The organism is Altericroceibacterium endophyticum, from assembly GCF_009827595.1.
Lineage (GTDB): Bacteria > Pseudomonadota > Alphaproteobacteria > Sphingomonadales > Sphingomonadaceae > Altericroceibacterium > Altericroceibacterium endophyticum.
Window position 1 is genome coordinate 513,854 of the sequence record NZ_WTYT01000002.1, and the last position, 20,283, is coordinate 534,136.

A 20,283-nucleotide genomic window follows, 5' to 3' on the forward strand; every position below is an offset into this window, starting at 1 on the left:
GCCGCTCAGGCCGGGATGGCCTCCCCCTGCTGACAGGCCGCGGCACGGATGTCTGCGGCGAGCAGATCGACCTGCTGCGGGTCCGCGTCCCAAGCGAACATGAAGCGCGCGCCATTGCCAATGAAGGTATAGAAACGCCAGCCGCGCTCTCTGATCCCATCGAGCACCGGCTGAGGCGCGCTTACAAACACAGCATTGGATTCCACCGGGAAGATCAGGTGAAGATCGGTGCAATCGGCGATCGCATGGGCCAGACGCTGCGCACAGCGATTGCCGTGTGCGGCATTGCTTAACCACGCTCCACTTTCCAGCACCCCGCTCCACGGTGCAGCAAGGAAGCGCATCTTGGAGGCCAATTGCCCCGCTTGTTTGCAGCGATAATCAAAATCCTGCGCCAGATCGCGGTCAAAAAACACCACCGCTTCGCTCACTGCCATGCCATTCTTGGTTCCACCAAAGCACAGCACATCGACCCCCGCACGCCAGCTTATATCCGCTGGGTCGCATTGCAGCGCCGCACAGGCGTGGGCGAAACGCGCACCGTCCATATGCAGCTTCAAGCCCAATTCGCGGCATATCGCGGACAGAGCCTCTATTTCCGCAACGGAATAGACCAGCCCGCTTTCGGTTGGCTGGGTGATCGTGACCACCCGCGGTTTGGGAAAGTGAATGTCGGATCGGCTGGTGGCAAGATCCCGCACCGCCTCCGGCGTCAATTTGCCATCAGGCGATTCCGCCACCATCAGCTTCGACCCGTTGGAAAAGAACTCCGGCGCGCCGCATTCATCGGTTTCCACATGGGCCAGACCTGAACAGATCACCGAATGGTATGACTGGCACAAGGCCGCCAGCGCCAGTGAATTGGCCGCCGTGCCGTTAAAGGCAAAATAGACATCGCAATTCGTGCCGAACAGCTCCCGCAAGGCATTCGCACCCGCCAGAGTCCAGACATCTTCACCATATGCAGGTGCGGAGCCACTATTGGCCTGCGCTATTGCCGCCATCGCCTCCGGGCAGATACCGGCATAATTGTCGCTGGCGAATTGCTGTCGTGGTTGGGTCATATCGCTCCTCATATCTGGTCTGCATGCAGGCCGGGCGATATGTGGCTGATATCCGCTATTGCCGGTCAGGCCACATCCCTCCAGCTGGAGGCACCACCTTGCGCGGAGCAGGTTGGTGTCGGAAATCCGACTCTTGATGCTGAGTGCGCCCTAGGCCGAGAGAGACACCGTGGCAAGGTTTCAATTGAAATCGTGTCAGGCGCGGCACGGAAAGGAGACTTAATCCTCCGGCGGTTCCTGCCAGCCGGTTTCCTTCGCCCAGTGATTGGCCGCACCCATCATGATGTCGAAAACCGGGTCCTTGATCCGTGAATAGCTGGTCGCATCATCGGGGAAGTGGTCGGCCAGTTCCGCTTTGAAGGCGCCATAGGCTGCCGCGACATCCTGATGCGATCGCAGATAGTCGCGGTTGAGCAGTGCAAAACGCTGATTAAAGCGGCCCCTTTCGCGAATATGCACATTGATCCGCGGGTTCTGATAACAGAATAGATATTTGACCAGTTCCTCCTCGGGCAGCTGGCGCCCTGGCGGCATATGATCGCTCAGGCCAGCGCGATATTGGAAGCCCAGCTCCAGCCAGTCATCCGGCTCAACCTGATCCAGCGTGTCGACGCTGATCTGGATATCGATCACATCCTTGCCTGCCAGCCCCGGCACGGCGGTCGAACCGATATGGTGGATCGTTGCCTCCGGCGGAGCCACCCGCCGCAACCATTTACGGGTTTCGATGAACCGCTGCGGCCAGTCATCCTGATAGGGATGCAGCAGAACACCATGCATCGGGTCTGGGTCAGATTCCGTGCGCGGCGCCTGGCCGCTCTCCGATGGTTTCTGGGTACTCACAAGGCGGTATCGTAGAGCGACAGGAGCTGCGTCCACGCCTTCTCCGCCTGCGGCTTCGCATAGGAAGGGGAATCGGGCACCGTCCAGCCATGGTCTGCCGGATACACTTCCACTTCGGCCTTTTTCCCTGCTGCCTCGGCTGCGTCGCGCAGCTCATCTTTGGCTTCGGGGTCTTTCTCATCGTCATTCTCGGCGATCGCGAAGATGAATTGCGCCTCCGTATCCCCCAGCAGCTTGACCGGCGCGAGAGGATCATTGCCCACCAGACCGCCGCCATGAAAACTGGCCGCAGCCTTCACCCGGGGTGGCACCGAAGCCGCCGTCCAGACCGCAAATGGCCCGCCCATGCAGTATCCCTGCGTGCCGATTCCTTTTTCCGTATCAACGGCGCTTTGCTGGTCCAGCCAGTCGACCAAAGCCTCCGCATCACGCATGATGGATTCCGCGGTCAACTTGCCGCGCCACGGGCCGACCGTCTGGAAACCGTCATTCCCGGCAAAATCGGCAAAATCTGAAAATTGCGGCGCGGCAATGTCGCGGTAATAGGGATTGGCGACCAGCACCGCATAGCCTTCCCGCGCGAGACGCCGGGCCATCATACGGAAGGAATCGCGCAATCCGGCAATATCGGGCCAGATGATCACGCCCGGGCTTTGTCCGCCAGCCGGATGGACAAAAAACGCATCCATCACGCCATCAGCCGTCGTAATCTGTACCGATTTTTCGGTCAGCTGCTCCGGACTGTCTTCATCGCCCGTTTCCGTCGCCGCATTGCCGTTTCCGGAAGAGCAGGCCGCCAACGCCGCCAGCGTACCGCCAGCGGCAAATTGCCGCCGGTTAACACCGCGCGCCCAGCGAGCCAGATCACTTTCATCACACATATTCGCTCTCCGGTTCGTTATCCGCCCAAGGGAGGCCCAAGAAAGGAAAGTGTATCATCCGGTCGCTTGTGGTCCAGTCATTCCACTATGACACCACCATGAAGCGGCCCCGGCGGTGACTGTATCAGGTGAGATCATCCATTTTCATGAGGATTCCTGCCTCTGCCTTGCGCATGGCCTCACGCCGCAGTTCCTCGATTTTCAGGCGATCGGCGGGCGCTTCTTCATCCGGGAGCGCGGCCATGCTCGCGTCATATATCTCCTTGAAATCCGGCCCATGTTCAGGATGGGTCAGGATCAGGCCGCGCTGTTCACCCATGCCGCGCAGGACCTTCTCGCCCACTTCGCGCGGATCCATGCCGGCTTCGAAAGCGGTTCCGAATTGCTCCAGCTCGGTCTTATCCGTTTCGCCAAAGCCGCTTTCGCCAAAATCATCGGGCCGCTTCAGCGCGCTGGTCCAGGCATTGGTGCGCGTCAGAGCGGGACAGCAAAGCGAGCAGCCGATCCCATGCGGGGCAAGATTGAAGCGCAGGCTCTCGGTCAGGCCGCGCACCGCGAATTTACTGGCGGTATAGATCCCTGCCTGTGGCCCCGGCAGAAAGGCAGCCATGCTGGCTATATTGACGACATGGCGGCGCCCGGTCGATTGTTTGATAGCGGGAAGGAAACTGACGATCCCGTTCACCACACCCCCGAAATTGACCCCCATGATCCAGTCAAAATCATCATAAGTCGCCTCATCCGTCGGGCCAAAGACAGACACGCCGGCATTGTTGACCAGCACATGCACTTCACCGAAATGATCCTTCACCTGCGCTGCCACTTCGGCGAAGCGATCACGGTCCGTCACATCCAGCTTGCAGAAGAGCGGCTCTTCATATCCTTGCGCGGCAAACCATTGCGCGGTCTGTGCCCGGTCCGCCTCATTGCGATAGGATAGCGCCAGCCGCATACCGGCATCGGCGAAGGCCTGCGCTATCCCCAGACCAATGCCAGTGACGGCGCCGGTGATGAAGGCCACGCGCCCTTCCCAAGGCCGGTTTTCGTTGCTCATGTCCGTTTTTCCTCTCGCATATTCTTTGTGCTTTGTTAGTACCTCATACAAACAAACAAAAGGGGAGAGTCGAGATGAGCGACACAGAAGTCCGCTTGCAGAAGCTTGAACACCGCGTAGGCGAACTGGAAGACATCAACGCCATTCGCCGGCTGCATTGGTCCTATGGCTATTACATTGACTTTAACCGACCTGAAGAAGTCGCGCAGCTTTTTGCCGAAGATGGCGTGGTGGTCTTCCTGTCGGGTGAATATGTTGGCCATGCGGGCGTAAAGCGGCTTTATGGCGACTGGATCGCCGGGCGCTTCACCGGTGGCCGCCCCGGCCCGGTGGATGGCCTTTTGCTCGATCATTTCCAGATGCAGGACATCATCACTGTCGCGCCTGACCGTCAGACCGCGAAGGGCCGTTTCCACGGCATCCTGTTTGGCGGGTGGCACAAGGACTATCAGGAAACGAAGGAAGACTTCATGCCTGAGCAGTTCTACGAGGCCGGCATTTATGAAAATGACTATGTGCTGGAAGACGGCGTCTGGAAGATCAAACGCCTCGACTACATGATGCAATGGCAGGGCGATTACGACAAGGGCTGGGCCCATACGACATCGCATCTCCAGCCCGCCGACAAGACCTATCCGGAAGATCCGCTCGGCCCGGACCGGCTGCTCCCCGAAAGCGCGCATCGCCCCACCTGGCCGCTGCGCAAGGATGTGCCGATGCATTTTGCCCATCCGCGTTTCGGCGCCCTCTTTGCCGGGCAGGAAAAGTGAGCCTGCTCAAAGGCGCGTTGATCTCAGGCGCGCTGGCCCTCATCACCGCGCCAATGCCTCTGTTGGCGCGGGATAGTGGCGCGTCAGATGCTGCAGAAAATGCTGCGCCTGCTGCGGAAACGCGCCATTGTACGCTCAATGCCCGGCAGGTCGTGGAACGCTTCATTCCGCTTTTTTACGATCAGAAAAATGCCAGGCTGGCCTTCGATCGCTGGGTTCATCCTGATTATATCCAGCATAATCCGATTGCCCCCGACGGCGCAGAAGCGGCTGTAAACACGCTGCAGCCCTTTTTCGATGCCATGCCGGATATGCAATATACCGTGCACCGGGTCATCGCCGAAGACGGGCTGGTCATGGTTCACAACCATCTGAAGATGAATGAAGAGGACCGCGGCAGCGCCGTCATCGACATCTTCCGCGTGGAAGACTGCAAAATCGTTGAACATTGGGATGTGATCCAGGCGGTGCCGGACAAATCCATGAACGAGAACACCATGTTCTGAATACCGTGAATTTGCCCGGCACAGGAGCGCAACAGCGCCGCCGGGCAATATACAAAGGGGATAGAGCGATGCCGAAACTTCCCGATGGGAGCGAGAAGGGGCTGCGCGGTCATCTGAGTGATGAGCGCGGCATTCGTGAAAGAGTGGGCATGGCCCCGCCAGCCGGTCAGATCCTGCGCGATACGCCTTATAAACGCATCGCGGTGGAGGAAGCCTGGACCTTCCCCGCCCTGGTAAAGGCCCAGCGGGAATATCTCGCCAGCGGGGAAATGGACGACCCTGCGCTCAAAATGGCTGGAATGTTTGCGGCCATGCCAGCTTTGCAGGAGATGCTGCAGGATCTGGACGAATTGCGCCTCTCCCACATGGATGAATATGGCATCGACCGGCAATTGCTGCTGCTCACCGCGCCCGGTGTGCAGGTGGTGCGCCCGGGTGAGGGCACACCGCTTGCTCGCGAGGCGAATGACATCGCCGCCGATGCCTGTCGCCGCCATCCCGATCGTTTTTCCGCCTGCGCAGCGTTTGACCCGCGCGATGTCGCCGGATCAGTCCGCGAAATTGAGCGCGCCATGAACTATCTCGGCCTCGCCGGCGCGGTCCTCAATTCTCATTTTCAGGGGCATTATCTCGACGAGCCGGACTATTGGCCGATTCTGGAAGCGCTGGAAGCCAATGATGCGGCGCTCTATATTCACCCCACCGCGCCCTTTGATGCGCCGCAATATGCGCAGCGCGGCTTCACTGGCGCATTGGGCGGTTTTCCGCATGATGTGTGGCTGCATGCCATGGGCCTGATTTTCTCCGGCGCCTTTGACCGCTTCCCCAAATTGCGGCTGATTCTTGGCCATCTTGGCGAATGTATGCCGCTGCATCTTTATCGCTTCGACTGGATGCAGAGTAATGCCGATAATGTTCCCGGCCTGCGCGGTGGGCAGCCGCCGGTAAAGCTGAAACACCCCGTGAGCCATTATTTCCAGAACAATATCTGGATCACCACCAGCGGCGTTGGCTGGGAACCTGCAATCAAGTTCTGCATGGATGTGATGGGCGCTGACCGGGTGCTCTATGCAATGGACTACCCCTATCAGCAAAGCAGCGATGAAGTGGCGGCCTATGACAGGCTGGGAATTTCGGACGCGGACAAAAAATTGTTGATGGAAGACAACGCCAAGCGCGTTTTTCGCCTGAAATAACACCGCCTCCAATCCATTAAGATTGACATTATCTGCGCATTCCGCAAAAAATCTGTGGCGTAATTACTACACATAACGTGTGTTTCTGCATCCATCTGGAATAGGTGGTTGCATGGACTGCGCCAAAATGGCTTAGATGAACTTGTAGGAATTCGGCACGTTAGAGGCCGATCCGGTAATAAATGAGGATGCTGATGATCACACGAAAATTCACCCACAGCACCCGTGCGCTCGCTTTTGGCGCATCGGCCCTGGCATTGACTGTCTCCGCTCCGGCTTTCGCTCAGGACGCGGACAAAACCACCGCTGCAACCGGCAATCAGATTGCGGAAATCGTCGTGACGGCGCAGTTCCGTGAACAGCGTTTGCAGGATACGCCGCTGGCGATCACTGCGGTCGATTCGGCTTTGCTCGAAGCCCGCAGTCAGGACGATATCGAAGCCGTGGCCAAGCAGGCGCCTTCGGTCACCTTGCAGGAACAGGGCGGTGCCTATGGCGCTTCCATGGGCGCCTCCATCCGCGGCATCGGCCAGTTCGACTTCAACCCGGCCTATGAACCCGGCGTTGGCATGTATATCGATGATGTCTATTATCCGACGCTGACCGGCGCCAATTTCGACCTGCTCGATCTGGAACGGGTGGAAGTTCTGCGCGGCCCGCAGGGGACGCTGACCGGCCGGAACTCGATCGGCGGCGCGATCAAGCTGTTTTCCAAGAAGCCGAGCAATGAAAGCTCCGCCTTTGCCGAAGCCAGCTATGGCTCGCGCGACCGTCTGGAACTGCGTGCCGGGATGAACATCCCCATTACCTCCAACCTCTATGCCCGCGTGTCCGGCGTGCATAAGGAGCAGGACGGCTATGTCGACCAGATCGACTATGGCTGCGCCAATCCCAACAACACGGACGGTGTCGACGGTGCACCGATCCTGCCGACCATCGGCAGTGACGGAACCGGCGAAACCTGCAAGCTGGCCGATCTCGGCAATACCAACTATTCGGGTCTGCGCGGTGCGCTGCGCTGGGAAGCCTCACCTGACGTCGATTTGATGGTGATTGCCGATTATCAGAATTCGGATCGCTACAGCGCGGGTGAAGTCCAGCTGGTCGGTCCCAGCCAGTTCGATTGCGGCAAATATTGCACCTATGCCAACTGGTTCCTGCCCGCTGCGGGCCAGGCCGGCGCCTATTACACCAGCAACCGTAACAAGTTCAGCGGCTGGGGCGTTTCCGGTCATGCGGACATCAATCTGGGCGCAGGTCTGCAGCTTCAGTCGATCACCGCCTACCGGGAATATAACAACAAATGGGGCACGGATGACGATTTCTCACCTGATCCAAAAATCGCGGCCGGTGGTATCAACGATCTCGATTTCTGGTTCTTCAGCCAGGAACTGCGCCTGAACGGTTCGATTGGCGAGAATATCGATTTCACGCTCGGCGGCTTCTATTCCGATCAGCGCAGCACCTATTTCACGCAGCAGGATATTCGCTACATCATTCCAGGTGCAGCGGTACAGTTCATCGGCAACGATCCAGTCAATGCGGATTCCAAGGCGGCTTTCGGTACCGTCATCTTCAAGCCCACTTATGGCATGACGATTACCGGCGGTATTCGCTATACGGAAGAGCATAAGGATTACACCTTCGTCCGCCGTAATTTCCAATATGAAAAAGCCCCCATCCTGCTCGACATCGACAAGTTGGACGGTCTGACCTCAGTCTATGATGGCGACCGGGTCGACTGGCGCGTATCAGTCGATTATCGCTTCTCACCTGCGGTACTCGCCTATGCGACTGTCAGCACCGGCTTCAAAGGCGGCGGCGTGACAGCGCGCCCCTTCCTGCCGCAACATGCCGAAGAGGGCGATTTCGGCCCGGAAACCGTGACGTCTTATGAAGCCGGTCTGAAAACAAATCTGTTCGACCGCAGGGTTCAGCTGAACCTCGCCGCATTCTATAATGACTATAAGGACATTCAGCTGCCACTGTCCGATTGTTCCGCATATGGCGGCAATCCTTGCGCAGTGGTTGCCAATGCCGGCGATGGCAAGATTTACGGCTTCGAAGCCGAATTGAATGCCGAACCGATTGACGGTCTGATGATTGATGGATCGCTCAGCCTGCTGGGGTCGGAATATACCTATATTGCACCGGCAGTCGGCAACAGTGTTCAGGATGACGACCCGATTGTTTCGCCGGAAGTGCAATTCAGCGCCGGTATTCAATATGAGATTGGTCTGGGTGACAGTGGCTCGGTCACTCCGCGCTTCGATCTTTCCTATCGTGGCAAGGATTTCCGCGGGCACGCACTCGACGTAGTCAGCGACGAATATCAATATATCGATGCTTATGCGCTGGCGAATGGCCGCCTGACCTATCGCAATGCCGATCGCGATCTGTCGGTCTCGCTTGAAGTGCTGAATATATTCGACAAATACTATATGCCTGCGCGTTTCGATGCGGTGTATGGTTTCACGGGTACGGCTTACGCTCTGGTCGGCCGTCCGCGCGAATGGCGCGTATCGCTCCGCAAGGATTTCTGATCCTTCGAACACTTAATGAAAAGGGCGGCCCAGATGGCCGCCCTTTTTGTTTGCGCAAAATCAGCGAAAGGGCTCAGCCCCAGACTTCCTTTGCCACATCGATAACCAGCCCGATCTTGTCCGCTTGCTGCTGGACCGACAGATCATTGCCATGGACGGTGGAGGAAAATCCGCATTGCGGGCTCAGCGCCAGTTGATCGAGCGGCGCAAATTTGGCCGCCTCCTCGATCCGGCGCTTGATATCGTCCTTTGATTCCAGATCACCCAGCTTGGTCGTGACAAGACCAAGCACCACAGTCTTGCCCTTTGGCAGGAAGCGCAACGGCGCAAAATCGCCGGAACGGGGGTCGTCATATTCAAGGAAGAAGGCGTCGATATCGAGTTCGTTGAACATGATCTCGGCCACCGGCTCATAACCGCCTTCTGCCGCCCAGCTGGACCGGAAATTACCCCGGCACAAATGGATCGCCTTCAGCATATCCTCCGGCGCATCGCGGAAACTGTCATTGATCAGCTGCGCATATTGGCGCGGCGTGTCATCGGGGTCGAGCCCGCGCGCCTTGGCATCCGCGCGGTGCGTGTCATCGCACAGATAGGCCAGATTGGTGTCATCGAATTGAAGATAGCGGCAGCCCGCCTCCGCCAGACTGGCCACCTCAGCACGATATGCAGCCGCCACATCGGCGTAAAAATCTTCCATTTCAGGGTATATATCCGCCGGAATACCCTGACGCCCCGCCCGGAAATGCAGCATGGTCGGGGACGGAATGGTAACTTTCGGTGTCTCACTCGTGACGCTGGCGAGATATTCGTAATCGGCCTTCTGGATCGGCTTGCGATGTTCGACCTTGCCCGTCACCACCATTTTCGGCGGCGCGAAATGCACATCCTTGCCGCTGTCATTCTTGAACGCTTTTTCAATGCCGCCCTGCTCTTCTACGCCGCCAAGCTGCAACAGAAAATCCGTGTGAAAGAAAAACCGTCGATATTCCCCATCGGTGATGGATTTGAGGCCCAGCCCCTCCTGCCATTTGGCCAGCTCGGCGATGGCAGTATTTTCAATTTCCCGCAGATCGCTCGCAGAAATCTTGCCCGCCTGACAGGCATCACGCGCATCGGTGACGTCTTTCGGGCGTAAAAACGAACCGACATGGTCCGCATGCAAAGGTAAGGAATTACGCATGAGTACCCCATTTTTCATATCTGTGAATTGATCCGGCACAGGATATGACACATGCGGATTTTTTATCCAATAGGCGAAATTGACTCCTCCTTTCACGCCATGCGATCAGCTTGACCAAAGCTGGAAATTCGCCCTATGTACTGCGGGGAAAATCGGCGGAAATCAGCCGAAAGATGGGAGAGAATATGGCGGATGTGACGCTCTATCACTGGGAGCCGAATGCCAATTCCGGCAAGCCGATGCTGGCATTGATGGAAAAGGGTGTTCCCTTTGAGTCCCACTACATCAACATGCTGGAATTTGATCAGCACAAGCCGGACTATCTGGCGATAAATCCGCAAGGGACGATTCCCGCCATGACCCATGGCGACCGGGTGCTGACCGAAAGCACCGCGATCATGGAATATGTGAATGAGGAATTTGACGGGCCAGCTCTGATGCCTGCGAACGCCCAGGATCGCTGGCGCATCCGCTGGTGGATGAAATTCATGGATCAATGGCTCGGCCCCAGCTTCTCGATGATCGGCTGGAGCACCTTTGTCGGCCCGATGGTGCGCGACAAGCCGAAGGAAGAGCTGGAAGCGCTGATCGAACGCATCCCCTTGCCAGAGCGGCGCCGCGCCTGGCGCAAGGCGATGTTCGGCCAGTTTGGTGAGGAGGAACTGGCTGAAAGCAAGCGCCGTGTGAAATTCGGCGTGGCCCGGCTCGAAGAGGAGCTGGGCAAACGGGACTATGTCGGCAGCAATCACTATTCGCTGGCGGATATCAACATCTTCAATTCCACCTATTCCCTGCCGATGTCGCACCCCGATGTCGCGAGCAAGGACGCCACACCGAACATCATGCGCTGGCTAAAAGCGGTCTATCTGCGCCCTGCAGTTCAGCAGACATGGGCCATGGGCAAGACCGATCTCGCCCATCGTTACAGCCTGATCATGGAGGACATCTGATGGCGGAAGACATTCTTTATCATGGCGAACCCAATGGCCCGTCGCTTTCCGTGCTGGCGGCCTTGGCCGAAAGCGGGCTGGACATTGAATGCCGGCACATCGACCTGTTGAAAGGCGCACGCCACACGCTGCACGATGCGCAGGAAACATTGGCCAGCGACATGGCGGTGGAAGGCGAAGGCCCGATCCTGCTGAAAGATGGCGAGACGATGAGCGAGGCGGTCTTTCTCGCGCAATATTTCGACGAAGCCGCGGGTAGCTGCGGATTGCAGCCCAAAGACGCGTATCTCCACTGGGAGATGATGATGTGGTGCCGGCAAGTGAACGAACGCCTGTCACCCGCCGTCGCCTATCTCGGCAATCTCGCTTGTTCACAAGCGCCCATTGCCGCGCTGGCCGAGGAAGAGTTTGCCGCCATTACCCGCAGCATTTTCAGCGATGACCTGCGTCAGCGGTGGCAGGACCTGCGCGATGATGTGGTGGATGCGGCGCGCCGCGAAGACAGCGAGGCCAAAGTCCGCCAATTTGTGCAGCGCGTGGAGGACAAATTGGCGGACGGCCGTGTGTGGCTGATGGGTGATTTCTCGATTGCCGATCTGGAAACCTTCGCCTGGTTGCGCCCCATGACCGAGCTGGAAGCCGATGCGTTCACATCCGCGCCGCTATGCCGCAGCTGGATGGACCGGCTGGAACAGCGCCCCTGCGTGCAAAGCGCTCTGGCCAAAGCTGTGACGGAAAATCCGAAACGCGCCTTTGCCCCAGGCCCGGAAATCAACCGCTGGGGCTGATGTTGATCCGGCGCCCGGCACCGCTGGCCGATAAGCCTATCGACAGGTGTGGCGAGAGCATTATAACGAGCGTTAACATGGCGGGACAATCACAAGTCTGCCGCATGGCCTGACAAATTTTACCGACGCAAAGTTCGGTTCGGGAAAGGAGCCTGAGATATGAATGAAGTAACCAAGATTGATCGCAAGCAGCGCGAATATTCGGAGGCAGCAAAGGCCTCGATTGGCCGTAAGCCGCAATTGTTCATCAATGGCGAATGGGTCGACAGTTCGCATGACAAGGTTCTGGACGTCGAAGATCCGTCATCGGGCAAGGTTATTGGCCAGATCGTCGATGCGTCGAACAAAGACGTGGACCGCGCCGTGGCTGCCGCACGCCAGTCCTTCGATGATGGCCGCTGGAATGGTCTGCCGCCGGTGGCACGTGAAAAGATCATCAACCGCCTCGCCGATCTGATCGAAGAACATGCGGACGAACTGGCCGAGCTCGAAGCGATCGACAATGGTAAGCCCAAGGGCATGGCCGCCGCGATCGACGTGCCGGGTGCCGCCAACCACCTGCGTTACATGGCTGGCTGGGCCAGCAAACTCGCAGGCGAAGTCGTGCAGCCCGCAGGCGCACCGACCGGCACATTCTTCAGCTACACCCAGCGCGAACCCATCGGTGTCGCAGCGCAGATCGTGCCATGGAATTTCCCGCTGCTGATGGGCACGCTCAAGATCGCACCGGCGCTTGCCGCTGGCTGCTCGCTGATCCTGAAGCCCGCCGAGCAAACCTCGCTCACCGCGCTGCGCCTCGCCGATCTGGTCGCGCAGAGCGGCATCCCGGCCGGCGTCGTCAACATTATCACCGGCAATGGTCACACCGCGGGTGATCAGCTGGTCCGCCATCCCGATGTCGACAAGGTAGCTTTCACCGGTTCGACCGAAATCGGCAAGGTCATCAACCGCACCGCCACCGAAACGATGAAGCGCGTGACGCTGGAACTGGGCGGCAAGAGCCCGGTCATCATCATGCCCGATGTCGACCCTGCCGAAGTCGCCCCCGGCACCGCCCAGGCGATCTTCTTCAATTCGGGGCAGGTCTGCGTCGCCGGTTCGCGCATCTATGCGCATAAGAGCGTGTTCGACAAGGTGATGGAAGGCATGGCGGAAACCGCCGCTTTCTGGGCACCGCGCGCCTCGCTCGATCCCGAAGCGCATATGGGACCGCTGGTTTCCAAGGAACAGCATGACCGCGTGATGGGCTATATCGAAGCTGGCAAGCGCGATGGCGCCAGCGTCATCATGGGCGGTGATGCGCCGGGTGATGATGGCTATTACGTCAACCCGACCATTCTCGCCGATGTGAACCCGCAAATGAGCGTCGTGCGCGAAGAAATCTTCGGCCCGGTTGTGGTTGCACAGCGTTTCGAAGACCTCGACGAGGTGGCCAAGGAAGCCAATGATACGCCCTTCGGCCTGGCTGCGGGCATCTGGACCAAGGATGTCGCCGCGATGCACAAGCTGGCATCGAAGATCAAAGCCGGCACGATCTGGGGCAATTGTCACGCCATGATCGATCCGGCGCTGCCCTTCGGCGGGTTCAAGGAATCGGGCATTGGCCGCGAACAGGGCCTGGCCGGTATCGAGGCCTATACCGAAACCAAGACGGTTATCATCAAGCTGTAATTCGGCATGATTGAACTTGTCCCGCCCCCACGTGGCGGGACACGCCCCGGCCCCCTTCGCCTTTGCTGGCAAAGGGGGCCTTGTTTTTACCGCAGGGGCTTTGTTTTGGCTGCTCGCTGACGTAAGAGCGGGGCAACAATTAGGGGAGGCCATTTTGCCCATCAATCTTGACAAAATCCGCGCCATCGACGTGCACGTCCATGCCGAAGTTTCCTGCCATGATCCTGAAGATCCGGTGATGGGGAAATTCTTCGATGCCGCCAGCGCCTATTTCAAGGCACCGCGCGAACGCCCGAAGATTCCCGAAATTATCGAGCTTTACCGCGAATCACAGATCGCCCTGTGCCTGTTCACCGTGGATTGCGAAAGCGGCATGGGCGCCAAGCGCGTTTCCAATTACGAAATCGCCGAATTCGCGCAGAAGAATGACGATATCTGCCTCGCCTTCGCTTCGATCGATCCGCATAAGGGCAAATATGGCGCCCGCGAAGCGCGCGACCTGATCGAAAATCACGGTGTGAAAGGCTTCAAATTCCACGGCATCGCGCAGAATGCGCATCCGGCGGATCGGATGGCCTATCCCATCTACGAAGTGATCAATGAATATAAATTGCCGGTCATCTTCCACACCGGTCATTCGGGCATGGGCACCGGCATGCGTGGCGGCGGCGGGATGCGGCTGAAATATGGTCAACCGATGCTGATCGACGATGTCGCGGTGGACTTCCCCGATATGAAGATCATCCTGGCCCACCCCAGCTGGCCGTGGGTGGATGAAAGCCTCTCCATGGCGCTGCACAAGGACAATGTCTTTATCGATTTGTCCGGCTGGAGCCCCAAATATTTCATGCCGCAGATCATCCGTTACGCGAATACGCAGCTGAAAAAGAAGATGCTGTTCGGTTCGGACTTTCCGCTGATCCACCCCGACAAATGGATCAAGGCGGCGCAGGAGGTGGGCTTCAAGGAAGAAGTCATGCCGCTGATCATGAAAGACAATGCCGCAAGGGTGCTGGGTCTTTCTTAAAATTTCCTTCGGCCGTTTTCGCAGCAGCGGAAGCGGCCGATTTACTATCTGGCGTGACTGCGAAGACGCAGCACGAAAACAAGGAGAGAATGGCTGATGGATTTCACCGGGCAGCATGTCGTCATCACCGGCGCTTCAACCGGGATCGGCAAGGCGACAGCACAGCGGATCGTCAGCGCCGGGGGCAAGGTCACGCTGATCGCGCGCCGGGCCAATCTGCTGGAAGAGCTTTGCGCGGAGCTGGGCGAAAATGCCAAATGGGCCGCCGCCGATGTGGCGGACAAGGCCGCATCCCTTGCCGCACTGGATTCCGCGATCGATCAGAATGGCCCGATCGACGCCCTGTTTCTGAATGCCGGTATTGGCGGCAGTTTTGCCCCGATTGGCGACTATTCGGATGAAACCTTTGATCAGGTGCTTGCCGTCAATCTGAAGGCGCCGTTCTGGGCGATCCAGCACGTGCTGCCCAAGATGGCCCAGCGCGGCAAGGGGTCTATCCTGATCACGGCCAGCCTGGCGGCCAAGCGCGGCATGGCGATGAATGCAGGCTATGTCGCCTCCAAACATGGCGTGCTGGGCCTTGCCCGATCCGTCGCGGTGGAAGCCGCACCGCAGGGCGTACGCTGCAATTGCGTGATACCGGGCTTTATCGAAACCCCGATGCTGGCCGAAATTCCCGGTGATCAGAAGGGCAAGATTGAAAGCCGCGTGCCGCAGCGCCGCATGGGCTCACCAGAGGAACTCGCCGAAGTCGCAGCATTCCTGCTTTCCGACGCGGCAAGCCATGTCACGGGTCAGGACTGGGCCGTGGATGGCGGTGTATTGGAAACGATTGAAGTCTGACATCACGGCAAAGCCGGCCCGCCTACAATATGTCAGGGCCCGCATCTCTTGGGACGTTAAAAATGACGATCACATATTACCACGCCGAACCCTTGGCCAATTCGCTTAAATCGATGATCCCGCTGAAGGAAAAGGGGATTGCCTACACATCCACCTATGTCGATCTGCACAAGTTTGAGCAGCATTCCGACTGGTTCAAAGCGATCAATCCCGAGGGTCAGGTGCCCGTGCTCGATCATGCTGGCACAATCATCACCCATACCACGGTGATCAACGAATATCTCGAAGACGTCTTCCCCGACCAGCAGCCTGAATCGGGCCCGCTACGCCCGACCGATCCGGCCGGTGCCGCGCGGATGCGCTACTGGAACAAATTCGTCGACGAGCATGTGATGAACCACGTGTCGATGCATGGCTGGCATCGCCTGGTGGGCGTGATTGCGCGCAATGTCGAAAATGGCGAGTTTGAAAAGCTGATGGAGCATGTGCCGCTGCCCGATCAGCGCAAGAAATGGATGCAGGCGCGGAGCGGGTTTTCCGATGCCGATCTCGCCCTTGCGACGGAAAAGATCGAATATGCGCTTAACAAGGTGGAGGCGCAGCTGGGTGAAACACCTTATCTGGCCGGAACGCATTTCACCCTCGCCGATATCAATTTCTATTCCCATTGCGGCATGATGGTTGAACGTATGTTTCCTGATCTGGAGGTTGCCAAGCACTTCCCTCGCATGGTCAAATGGCGTGACATCGTTACCGCGCGTCCGGCCGTCGCCGACGCGCTCAGCAGTGAAGACCGCACGGCACCGGGCCTCAGAACCTGGAGCGGCGACCGTTAAGGAGAGACATCCATGAAACCTAAAATTGGCCTGATCACTCTGGGGGTGTCCGATCTGAAAAGATCGCTGGAATTCTATCGCGATGGTCTGGGGCTTGAAACCTATGGCAGCGACCCTGACAGCGACGTGATCTTCTTTGCGCTCGAGGGAACATGGCTGGCCCTTTACCCTAAGGAATCGCTGGCGAAAGAAGCGGGTGTCTCGCCCAATGGCGAAGGTTTTCCCGGCATCACCCTGGCACATAATGCGAAGTCGAAAGCCGCCGTGGATGAGGTTTTCGCCGAGGCGATAGCGGCCGGCGCCATGGCCGTAAAAGAACCCAAGGATGCGGATTGGGGCGGTTATTCGGGATATTTTGCCGATCCCGATAATTTCCTGTGGGAGGTGGCCTACAACCCCTTCATCGACCTGACCTGAGCATAAACCGGGAGAAACGATAATGCGCTCATGGATGTTACCCGCCGAATCGGACAGCTATCAGAAACTGCATTTGAAGGATCTCCCCCAGCCGGAGCCCGGCCCCGGCGAAGTGCTCATCCGCCTCAAAGCGTGGTCGATCAATTATCGCGACTTTGCCGTCGCATCCGGTAATTACTTCGGCGGCAAGCTGAAAGAAGCCGCCATTCCGCTCTCCGATGGGGCCGGCGAAGTGGCCGCTCTGGGCGAAGGCGTAACCCGCTTTGCCGAGGGTGACCGGGTGCAGAGCGCCTTCTTCACCGATTGGGATGATGGCCTCCCCCGCAGCAGCCCCGCGCTGGGTGATGGTCACGGCCCGGGAATGCTGGCCGAATATGTGGTGCTGCCCGAAACCGCAGTGGTGCCGATGGCTGAAAGCCTCAGCTTTGCCGAGGCGGCCTGCCTTCCCTGTGCCGGCGTAACCGCGTGGAATTGCCTGCTGGAAGGCAATCGTCCGCTCCAGCCGGGGGACAAGGTGCTTGTGCTGGGCACGGGCGGGGTGTCGATCCTCGCGTTGCAGATTGCCCGCGCCGCAGGTGCCACCGTGATCGCCACCAGCTCCTCCGATGCGAAGCTGGAAAAGGTAAAGGCGCTCGGCGCGCATCACACGATCAATTACAAAAGCACGCCCGAATGGGGTTCCTATGTGCAGCAGGAATTTGGCGGCGTGGACAAGATCGTCGAAGTCGGCGGCACGGGTACTTTGGGTCAGTCCTTTCAGGCGCTGGGCATGAATGGCGAAATCGGCCTGATCGGCGTTCTGACCCATGGCGACCCGCCCGATCCCCACGCGCTGATGATGTCGGCAGGTACGCTGCGCGGTATTTTCGTCGGCTCTGGGGCCATGGCGCGCAAGCTCAATGCCACGATTGATGCCAATGCGATCACCCCGGTTATCGGCAAACGATTCGCCTTTGACGATGCGATTGCGGCTTATGATCATGCCGCTGGTGCGCACAGCTTTGCCAAGACAATTATTGAATTTAGTTGATTCGTCCACAAAATTAGGCTGAAGACAGTTTCGGTCGTTTTCTTCCTCTCCAAAAACGCGCAGCACGCGCCGGATGGAGGGGAAGTCTGCACATCAGCGGCCATCCTGTGATCCGGGCAACCGGTGCCACCATGACCTTGGCATTTGCGGCCATTTTCCTTGCGTCACTTCTCAAGGAAATCGGGCCTTGTATAAATGCCCTATAAACTAAGAGGATACGTCATGAAGGAAAGCCGCATCAGCCCGGCGGGCGATTTCGACAATTCAGCCCGCCAATATGACCATATTACAGCGCTGCCCGCCGCGTCGTCTTTGGGAGCCGAGATAAAGGGGCCCCGCCTTACTGATCTCGATGATGCCGGTTTTGCGGAATTTCGTGATGCACTGCACCGGCATAAAATGCTCTTCATACGCGGCCAGGATCTCACGCATGAAGAACATGAGAGCTTTGCCGCGCGTCTTGGCCCCTTCGCTGTGGATGCCTATACGCAGGGCACGGCCGGGCACCGCAATGTCCACCCGATCATCAAGGAAGCCGATCAGAAATCAAAAGCCCTGTTCGGGTCTGGCTGGCACACCGATTCCCCCTTTCTGGCGGAACCTCCCTCCATCACCATGCTGCGCGCGGTAGAAATTCCGCCCTATGGCGGCGATACGGTATGGGCCAACACGGCGCTCGCCTTCCGCTTCCTCAGCCCGGTGATGCAGGACATGCTGCGCCCGCTGAAGGTTCATATGTCCGCTTCGGCCAATTATGCCACGCAGGCGAAAGTATCGGGCAAGGCGATTCCCTTCGCTGATGATCAGCAGAAGCAGGAAGCGCTCGAAGGCCGTTTCCATCCTCTGGTCCGGACTCACCCGGAAACGGGCGAAGAAGCGCTCTATGTGGATGAAGTCTATGCCGTGGGCATCGAAGGCATGACCAGTGATGAAAGCACGCCGCTGCTCGATTTCCTGCGCCGGCACATCACCACCCATGCCTTTACGTTCCGCTTGCGCTGGGAACCGGGCATGATCGCGCTGTGGGATAATCGGGCGACGCTGCATCTGGCGGCCAATGATTACGATGGCTACCGCCGCGAAATGTATCGCACGACCACCGCTGGCACGGCCCCTGAATAAGGGCCGCGGATATCAGCATTAGGTTATCGGGCAGGTCTGTGTTACATAGGCGCTGCTGACGTCGAGAATTTGCGACGGACTTCGGCGCTTTGTGTTTCAGCAAGCTGGCTTTGCCTGCTTGCGGTCGCCCTTACGACGACTTCCTTTCATTTGACGACTTGACGCACTATCCCGGCTGCATGTTGCGGCCGGGCAATTCTCAGTTTCTTGAAAGGAAACACATATGCCCATCGGCAAAGTTAAATTCTTCAATACCGACAAAGGCTACGGCTTCATTCAGCCTGAAGATGGCGGCGCGGACAGCTTCGTGCACATCACTGCCGTTCAGGCAGCTGGCCTGTCCACGCTGAAGGAAGACCAGCGTCTTTCTTACGAAGTGGAACAGGGCCGCAATGGCCGTGAATCCGCGATCAACCTCGAAGAGGTTTGATTGCATCTCCGGGGCCGGTTTACGCCGCGCCCCGGTATTCACCCTCTGATAAAGGAGGCTTCATGTCCTCCAATTACCGCTTTTACCAAGAACGCGCGGACGAATCCGGGAAAGTCGCGGAAACCGCAGACCTCGCGAATATTCGTGATCAGGCCAAACAGGCGCAAGGCGTCTGGCAGGATATGGCCAACCGCGCACGTTCCATCGAAGAAAATCGGACCAAGGCTCTGGCAGAAAAGGAGTCCCGGTCCCACGAAGGAGACTGATTTGGACCTCATCCATATTTTACGCTGCGAGCAAATTGCCCTCATCCGCGCTGATCACGCTGAAAGCGATGATCGCGAACAATTCCGCGATCTTGCCGATCATTACGCTTCCCGTCTGCGCAATATGCGCGAGGATCTGGGCGTTCCCCAATATGACTGAGCGCCACTCAGGCGCCGCATAATCCGCCAACAGCGGACCGGGCCACGGCGTGCCCGCATGGCATAAAATGCCATGCGAACTGCCGCTTTCCATCTGAACTTATTCTGCCAGCGCTTCGTCCGCCGATATGACGCGGCCATAGGCGAAAGCCAGCGCCGCCATATTGGCTGCGTGAACATGGCTGGCGGGCACGGTTACACCATCGAATTCGACCGCCATCGTGGCGCATGCATCATGGATGGTGGTGACGTCATAACCAAAATCCGTCGCTGCGCGGCCCGTTGCGGCAATGCAGACATGCGACATGGCCCCGATCATCGTGATCTGCGTCGCGCCAAGCTTGTCCAGCTGGGCCTGCAATTCGGTTTCACGAAATGAATTCGGGAAATTCTTGCAGATGACCGGCTCATCGCCCACTGGCGCGACTTCTTCGATAATCTCGACCCCTTCCGTGCCCGGCACATAAGCAGGTGGGTTTTCGCCCGCCTCTTCGTGACGGATATGGATCACCGGCACGCCGGTTTTACGCGCGTGATCGATGATACGGCGTGCCGTGCTGACAGCCTCATGCACCCCTTCCAGCGCCATTTTACCGGTGGGCAGATATTCCTTTTGAAGATCGACGACGATCACTGCGCTTTTGCTCATTGTGGTTCTCCTATCTGGTGACAGGACGCCATCATAACCCTCTGCTTGTCAGGCA

22 protein-coding genes and 1 riboswitch are annotated in these 20,283 nt (G+C 58.2%); of the genes, 16 read left to right on the top strand and 6 right to left on the bottom strand.

Going from position 1 to position 20,283, the window contains the following annotated elements; genetic code table 11:
- Positions 1-5: 5 nt before the first annotated feature.
- From GRI91_RS06405 to GRI91_RS06420, 4 genes are all read right to left on the bottom strand, one after another.
- Positions 6-1,064, bottom strand: coding sequence for a threonine aldolase family protein (locus tag GRI91_RS06405; RefSeq protein WP_160735779.1), 1,059 nt, complete (start codon positions 1,062-1,064; stop codon positions 6-8).
- A 44-nt stretch (positions 1,065-1,108) separates the two neighbouring features.
- Positions 1,109-1,209, bottom strand: a riboswitch (SAM-I-IV-variant riboswitch).
- A gap of 74 nt (positions 1,210-1,283) precedes the next feature.
- Complete coding sequence (locus tag GRI91_RS06410; RefSeq protein WP_202385482.1) at positions 1,284-1,907, bottom strand: GrpB family protein; 624 nt, start codon at positions 1,905-1,907, stop codon at positions 1,284-1,286.
- Positions 1,904-2,788 carry a dienelactone hydrolase family protein gene (locus GRI91_RS06415; RefSeq protein ID WP_160735780.1) on the bottom strand — a complete coding sequence of 295 codons (885 nt, stop codon included), beginning with the start codon at positions 2,786-2,788 and terminating at the stop codon, positions 1,904-1,906. The genes GRI91_RS06410 and GRI91_RS06415 overlap by 4 nt, the downstream gene beginning before the upstream one ends.
- A gap of 124 nt (positions 2,789-2,912) precedes the next feature.
- Positions 2,913-3,842: an SDR family NAD(P)-dependent oxidoreductase gene (locus GRI91_RS06420; protein WP_160735781.1), complete on the bottom strand. Its 930-nt coding sequence runs from the start codon at positions 3,840-3,842 to the stop codon at positions 2,913-2,915.
- A gap of 74 nt (positions 3,843-3,916) precedes the next feature.
- On the opposite strand from GRI91_RS06420, the gene GRI91_RS06425 reads away from it, so the two are divergent.
- The 4 genes from GRI91_RS06425 (at position 3,917) to GRI91_RS06440 (ending at position 8,857) form a co-directional block, all read left to right on the top strand.
- Positions 3,917-4,612 (top strand): nuclear transport factor 2 family protein, encoded by a 696-nt coding sequence (locus GRI91_RS06425; RefSeq protein WP_160735782.1) that lies wholly within the window; start codon positions 3,917-3,919, stop codon positions 4,610-4,612.
- Positions 4,609-5,118: a nuclear transport factor 2 family protein gene (locus GRI91_RS06430; protein ID WP_160735783.1), complete on the top strand. Its 510-nt coding sequence runs from the start codon at positions 4,609-4,611 to the stop codon at positions 5,116-5,118. Before GRI91_RS06425 ends, GRI91_RS06430 begins: the two co-directional genes overlap by 4 nt.
- Before the next feature lie 68 nt (positions 5,119-5,186).
- A complete protein-coding gene (locus GRI91_RS06435; RefSeq protein ID WP_160735784.1) occupies positions 5,187-6,314 on the top strand; it encodes an amidohydrolase family protein in 1,128 nt (375 codons plus the stop codon).
- Positions 6,315-6,508: 194 nt separating this feature from the next.
- Positions 6,509-8,857 (top strand): TonB-dependent receptor, encoded by a 2,349-nt coding sequence (locus GRI91_RS06440; protein ID WP_160735785.1) that lies wholly within the window; start codon positions 6,509-6,511, stop codon positions 8,855-8,857.
- 73 nt (positions 8,858-8,930) lie between these two features.
- Here the strand turns inward: GRI91_RS06440 and GRI91_RS06445 are convergent, their stop codons facing one another.
- On the bottom strand, positions 8,931-10,040 hold the full coding sequence (locus tag GRI91_RS06445; protein WP_160735786.1) for a 5-methyltetrahydropteroyltriglutamate--homocysteine S-methyltransferase: 1,110 nt from the start codon (positions 10,038-10,040) through the stop codon (positions 8,931-8,933).
- 110 nt (positions 10,041-10,150) lie between these two features.
- On the opposite strand from GRI91_RS06445, the gene GRI91_RS06450 reads away from it, so the two are divergent.
- The 12 genes from GRI91_RS06450 (at position 10,151) to GRI91_RS06505 (ending at position 19,580) form a co-directional block, all read left to right on the top strand.
- Positions 10,151-10,990, top strand: a complete 840-nt coding sequence (locus GRI91_RS06450) for a glutathione S-transferase family protein (protein WP_237437696.1) — start codon at positions 10,151-10,153, stop codon at positions 10,988-10,990.
- Positions 10,990-11,778 (top strand): glutathione S-transferase family protein, encoded by a 789-nt coding sequence (locus GRI91_RS06455; RefSeq protein WP_160735787.1) that lies wholly within the window; start codon positions 10,990-10,992, stop codon positions 11,776-11,778. Before GRI91_RS06450 ends, GRI91_RS06455 begins: the two co-directional genes overlap by 1 nt.
- Positions 11,779-11,937: 159 nt before the next feature.
- Complete coding sequence (locus tag GRI91_RS06460; RefSeq protein ID WP_160735788.1) at positions 11,938-13,449, top strand: aldehyde dehydrogenase family protein; 1,512 nt, start codon at positions 11,938-11,940, stop codon at positions 13,447-13,449.
- Positions 13,450-13,603: 154 nt separating this feature from the next.
- Positions 13,604-14,476 carry an amidohydrolase family protein gene (locus GRI91_RS06465; protein ID WP_202385483.1) on the top strand — a complete coding sequence of 291 codons (873 nt, stop codon included), beginning with the start codon at positions 13,604-13,606 and terminating at the stop codon, positions 14,474-14,476.
- A gap of 96 nt (positions 14,477-14,572) precedes the next feature.
- Positions 14,573-15,319, top strand: a complete 747-nt coding sequence (locus GRI91_RS06470) for an SDR family NAD(P)-dependent oxidoreductase (RefSeq protein ID WP_160735789.1) — start codon at positions 14,573-14,575, stop codon at positions 15,317-15,319.
- Positions 15,320-15,381: 62 nt separating this feature from the next.
- Complete coding sequence (locus tag GRI91_RS06475; RefSeq protein WP_160735790.1) at positions 15,382-16,155, top strand: glutathione S-transferase family protein; 774 nt, start codon at positions 15,382-15,384, stop codon at positions 16,153-16,155.
- Between the two features lie 12 nt (positions 16,156-16,167).
- Positions 16,168-16,572 carry a VOC family protein gene (locus GRI91_RS06480; RefSeq protein WP_160735791.1) on the top strand — a complete coding sequence of 135 codons (405 nt, stop codon included), beginning with the start codon at positions 16,168-16,170 and terminating at the stop codon, positions 16,570-16,572.
- Positions 16,573-16,606: 34 nt separating this feature from the next.
- Complete coding sequence (locus GRI91_RS06485) at positions 16,607-17,602, top strand: zinc-dependent alcohol dehydrogenase family protein (protein WP_237437697.1); 996 nt, start codon at positions 16,607-16,609, stop codon at positions 17,600-17,602.
- Between the two features lie 222 nt (positions 17,603-17,824).
- Positions 17,825-18,724 carry a TauD/TfdA dioxygenase family protein gene (locus GRI91_RS06490; RefSeq protein WP_160735793.1) on the top strand — a complete coding sequence of 300 codons (900 nt, stop codon included), beginning with the start codon at positions 17,825-17,827 and terminating at the stop codon, positions 18,722-18,724.
- Between the two features lie 223 nt (positions 18,725-18,947).
- A complete protein-coding gene (locus tag GRI91_RS06495) occupies positions 18,948-19,154 on the top strand; it encodes a cold-shock protein (RefSeq protein ID WP_160735794.1) in 207 nt (68 codons plus the stop codon).
- A 62-nt stretch (positions 19,155-19,216) separates the two neighbouring features.
- Complete coding sequence (locus GRI91_RS06500) at positions 19,217-19,420, top strand: hypothetical protein (protein WP_160735795.1); 204 nt, start codon at positions 19,217-19,219, stop codon at positions 19,418-19,420.
- A 1-nt stretch (position 19,421) separates the two neighbouring features.
- Positions 19,422-19,580: a hypothetical protein gene (locus tag GRI91_RS06505; RefSeq protein ID WP_160735796.1), complete on the top strand. Its 159-nt coding sequence runs from the start codon at positions 19,422-19,424 to the stop codon at positions 19,578-19,580.
- Positions 19,581-19,679: 99 nt separating this feature from the next.
- On the opposite strand, the gene GRI91_RS06510 is transcribed toward GRI91_RS06505, so the two are convergent.
- Positions 19,680-20,228 carry a cysteine hydrolase family protein gene (locus GRI91_RS06510; protein ID WP_160735797.1) on the bottom strand — a complete coding sequence of 183 codons (549 nt, stop codon included), beginning with the start codon at positions 20,226-20,228 and terminating at the stop codon, positions 19,680-19,682.
- Between the last annotated feature and the right edge of the window lie 55 nt (positions 20,229-20,283).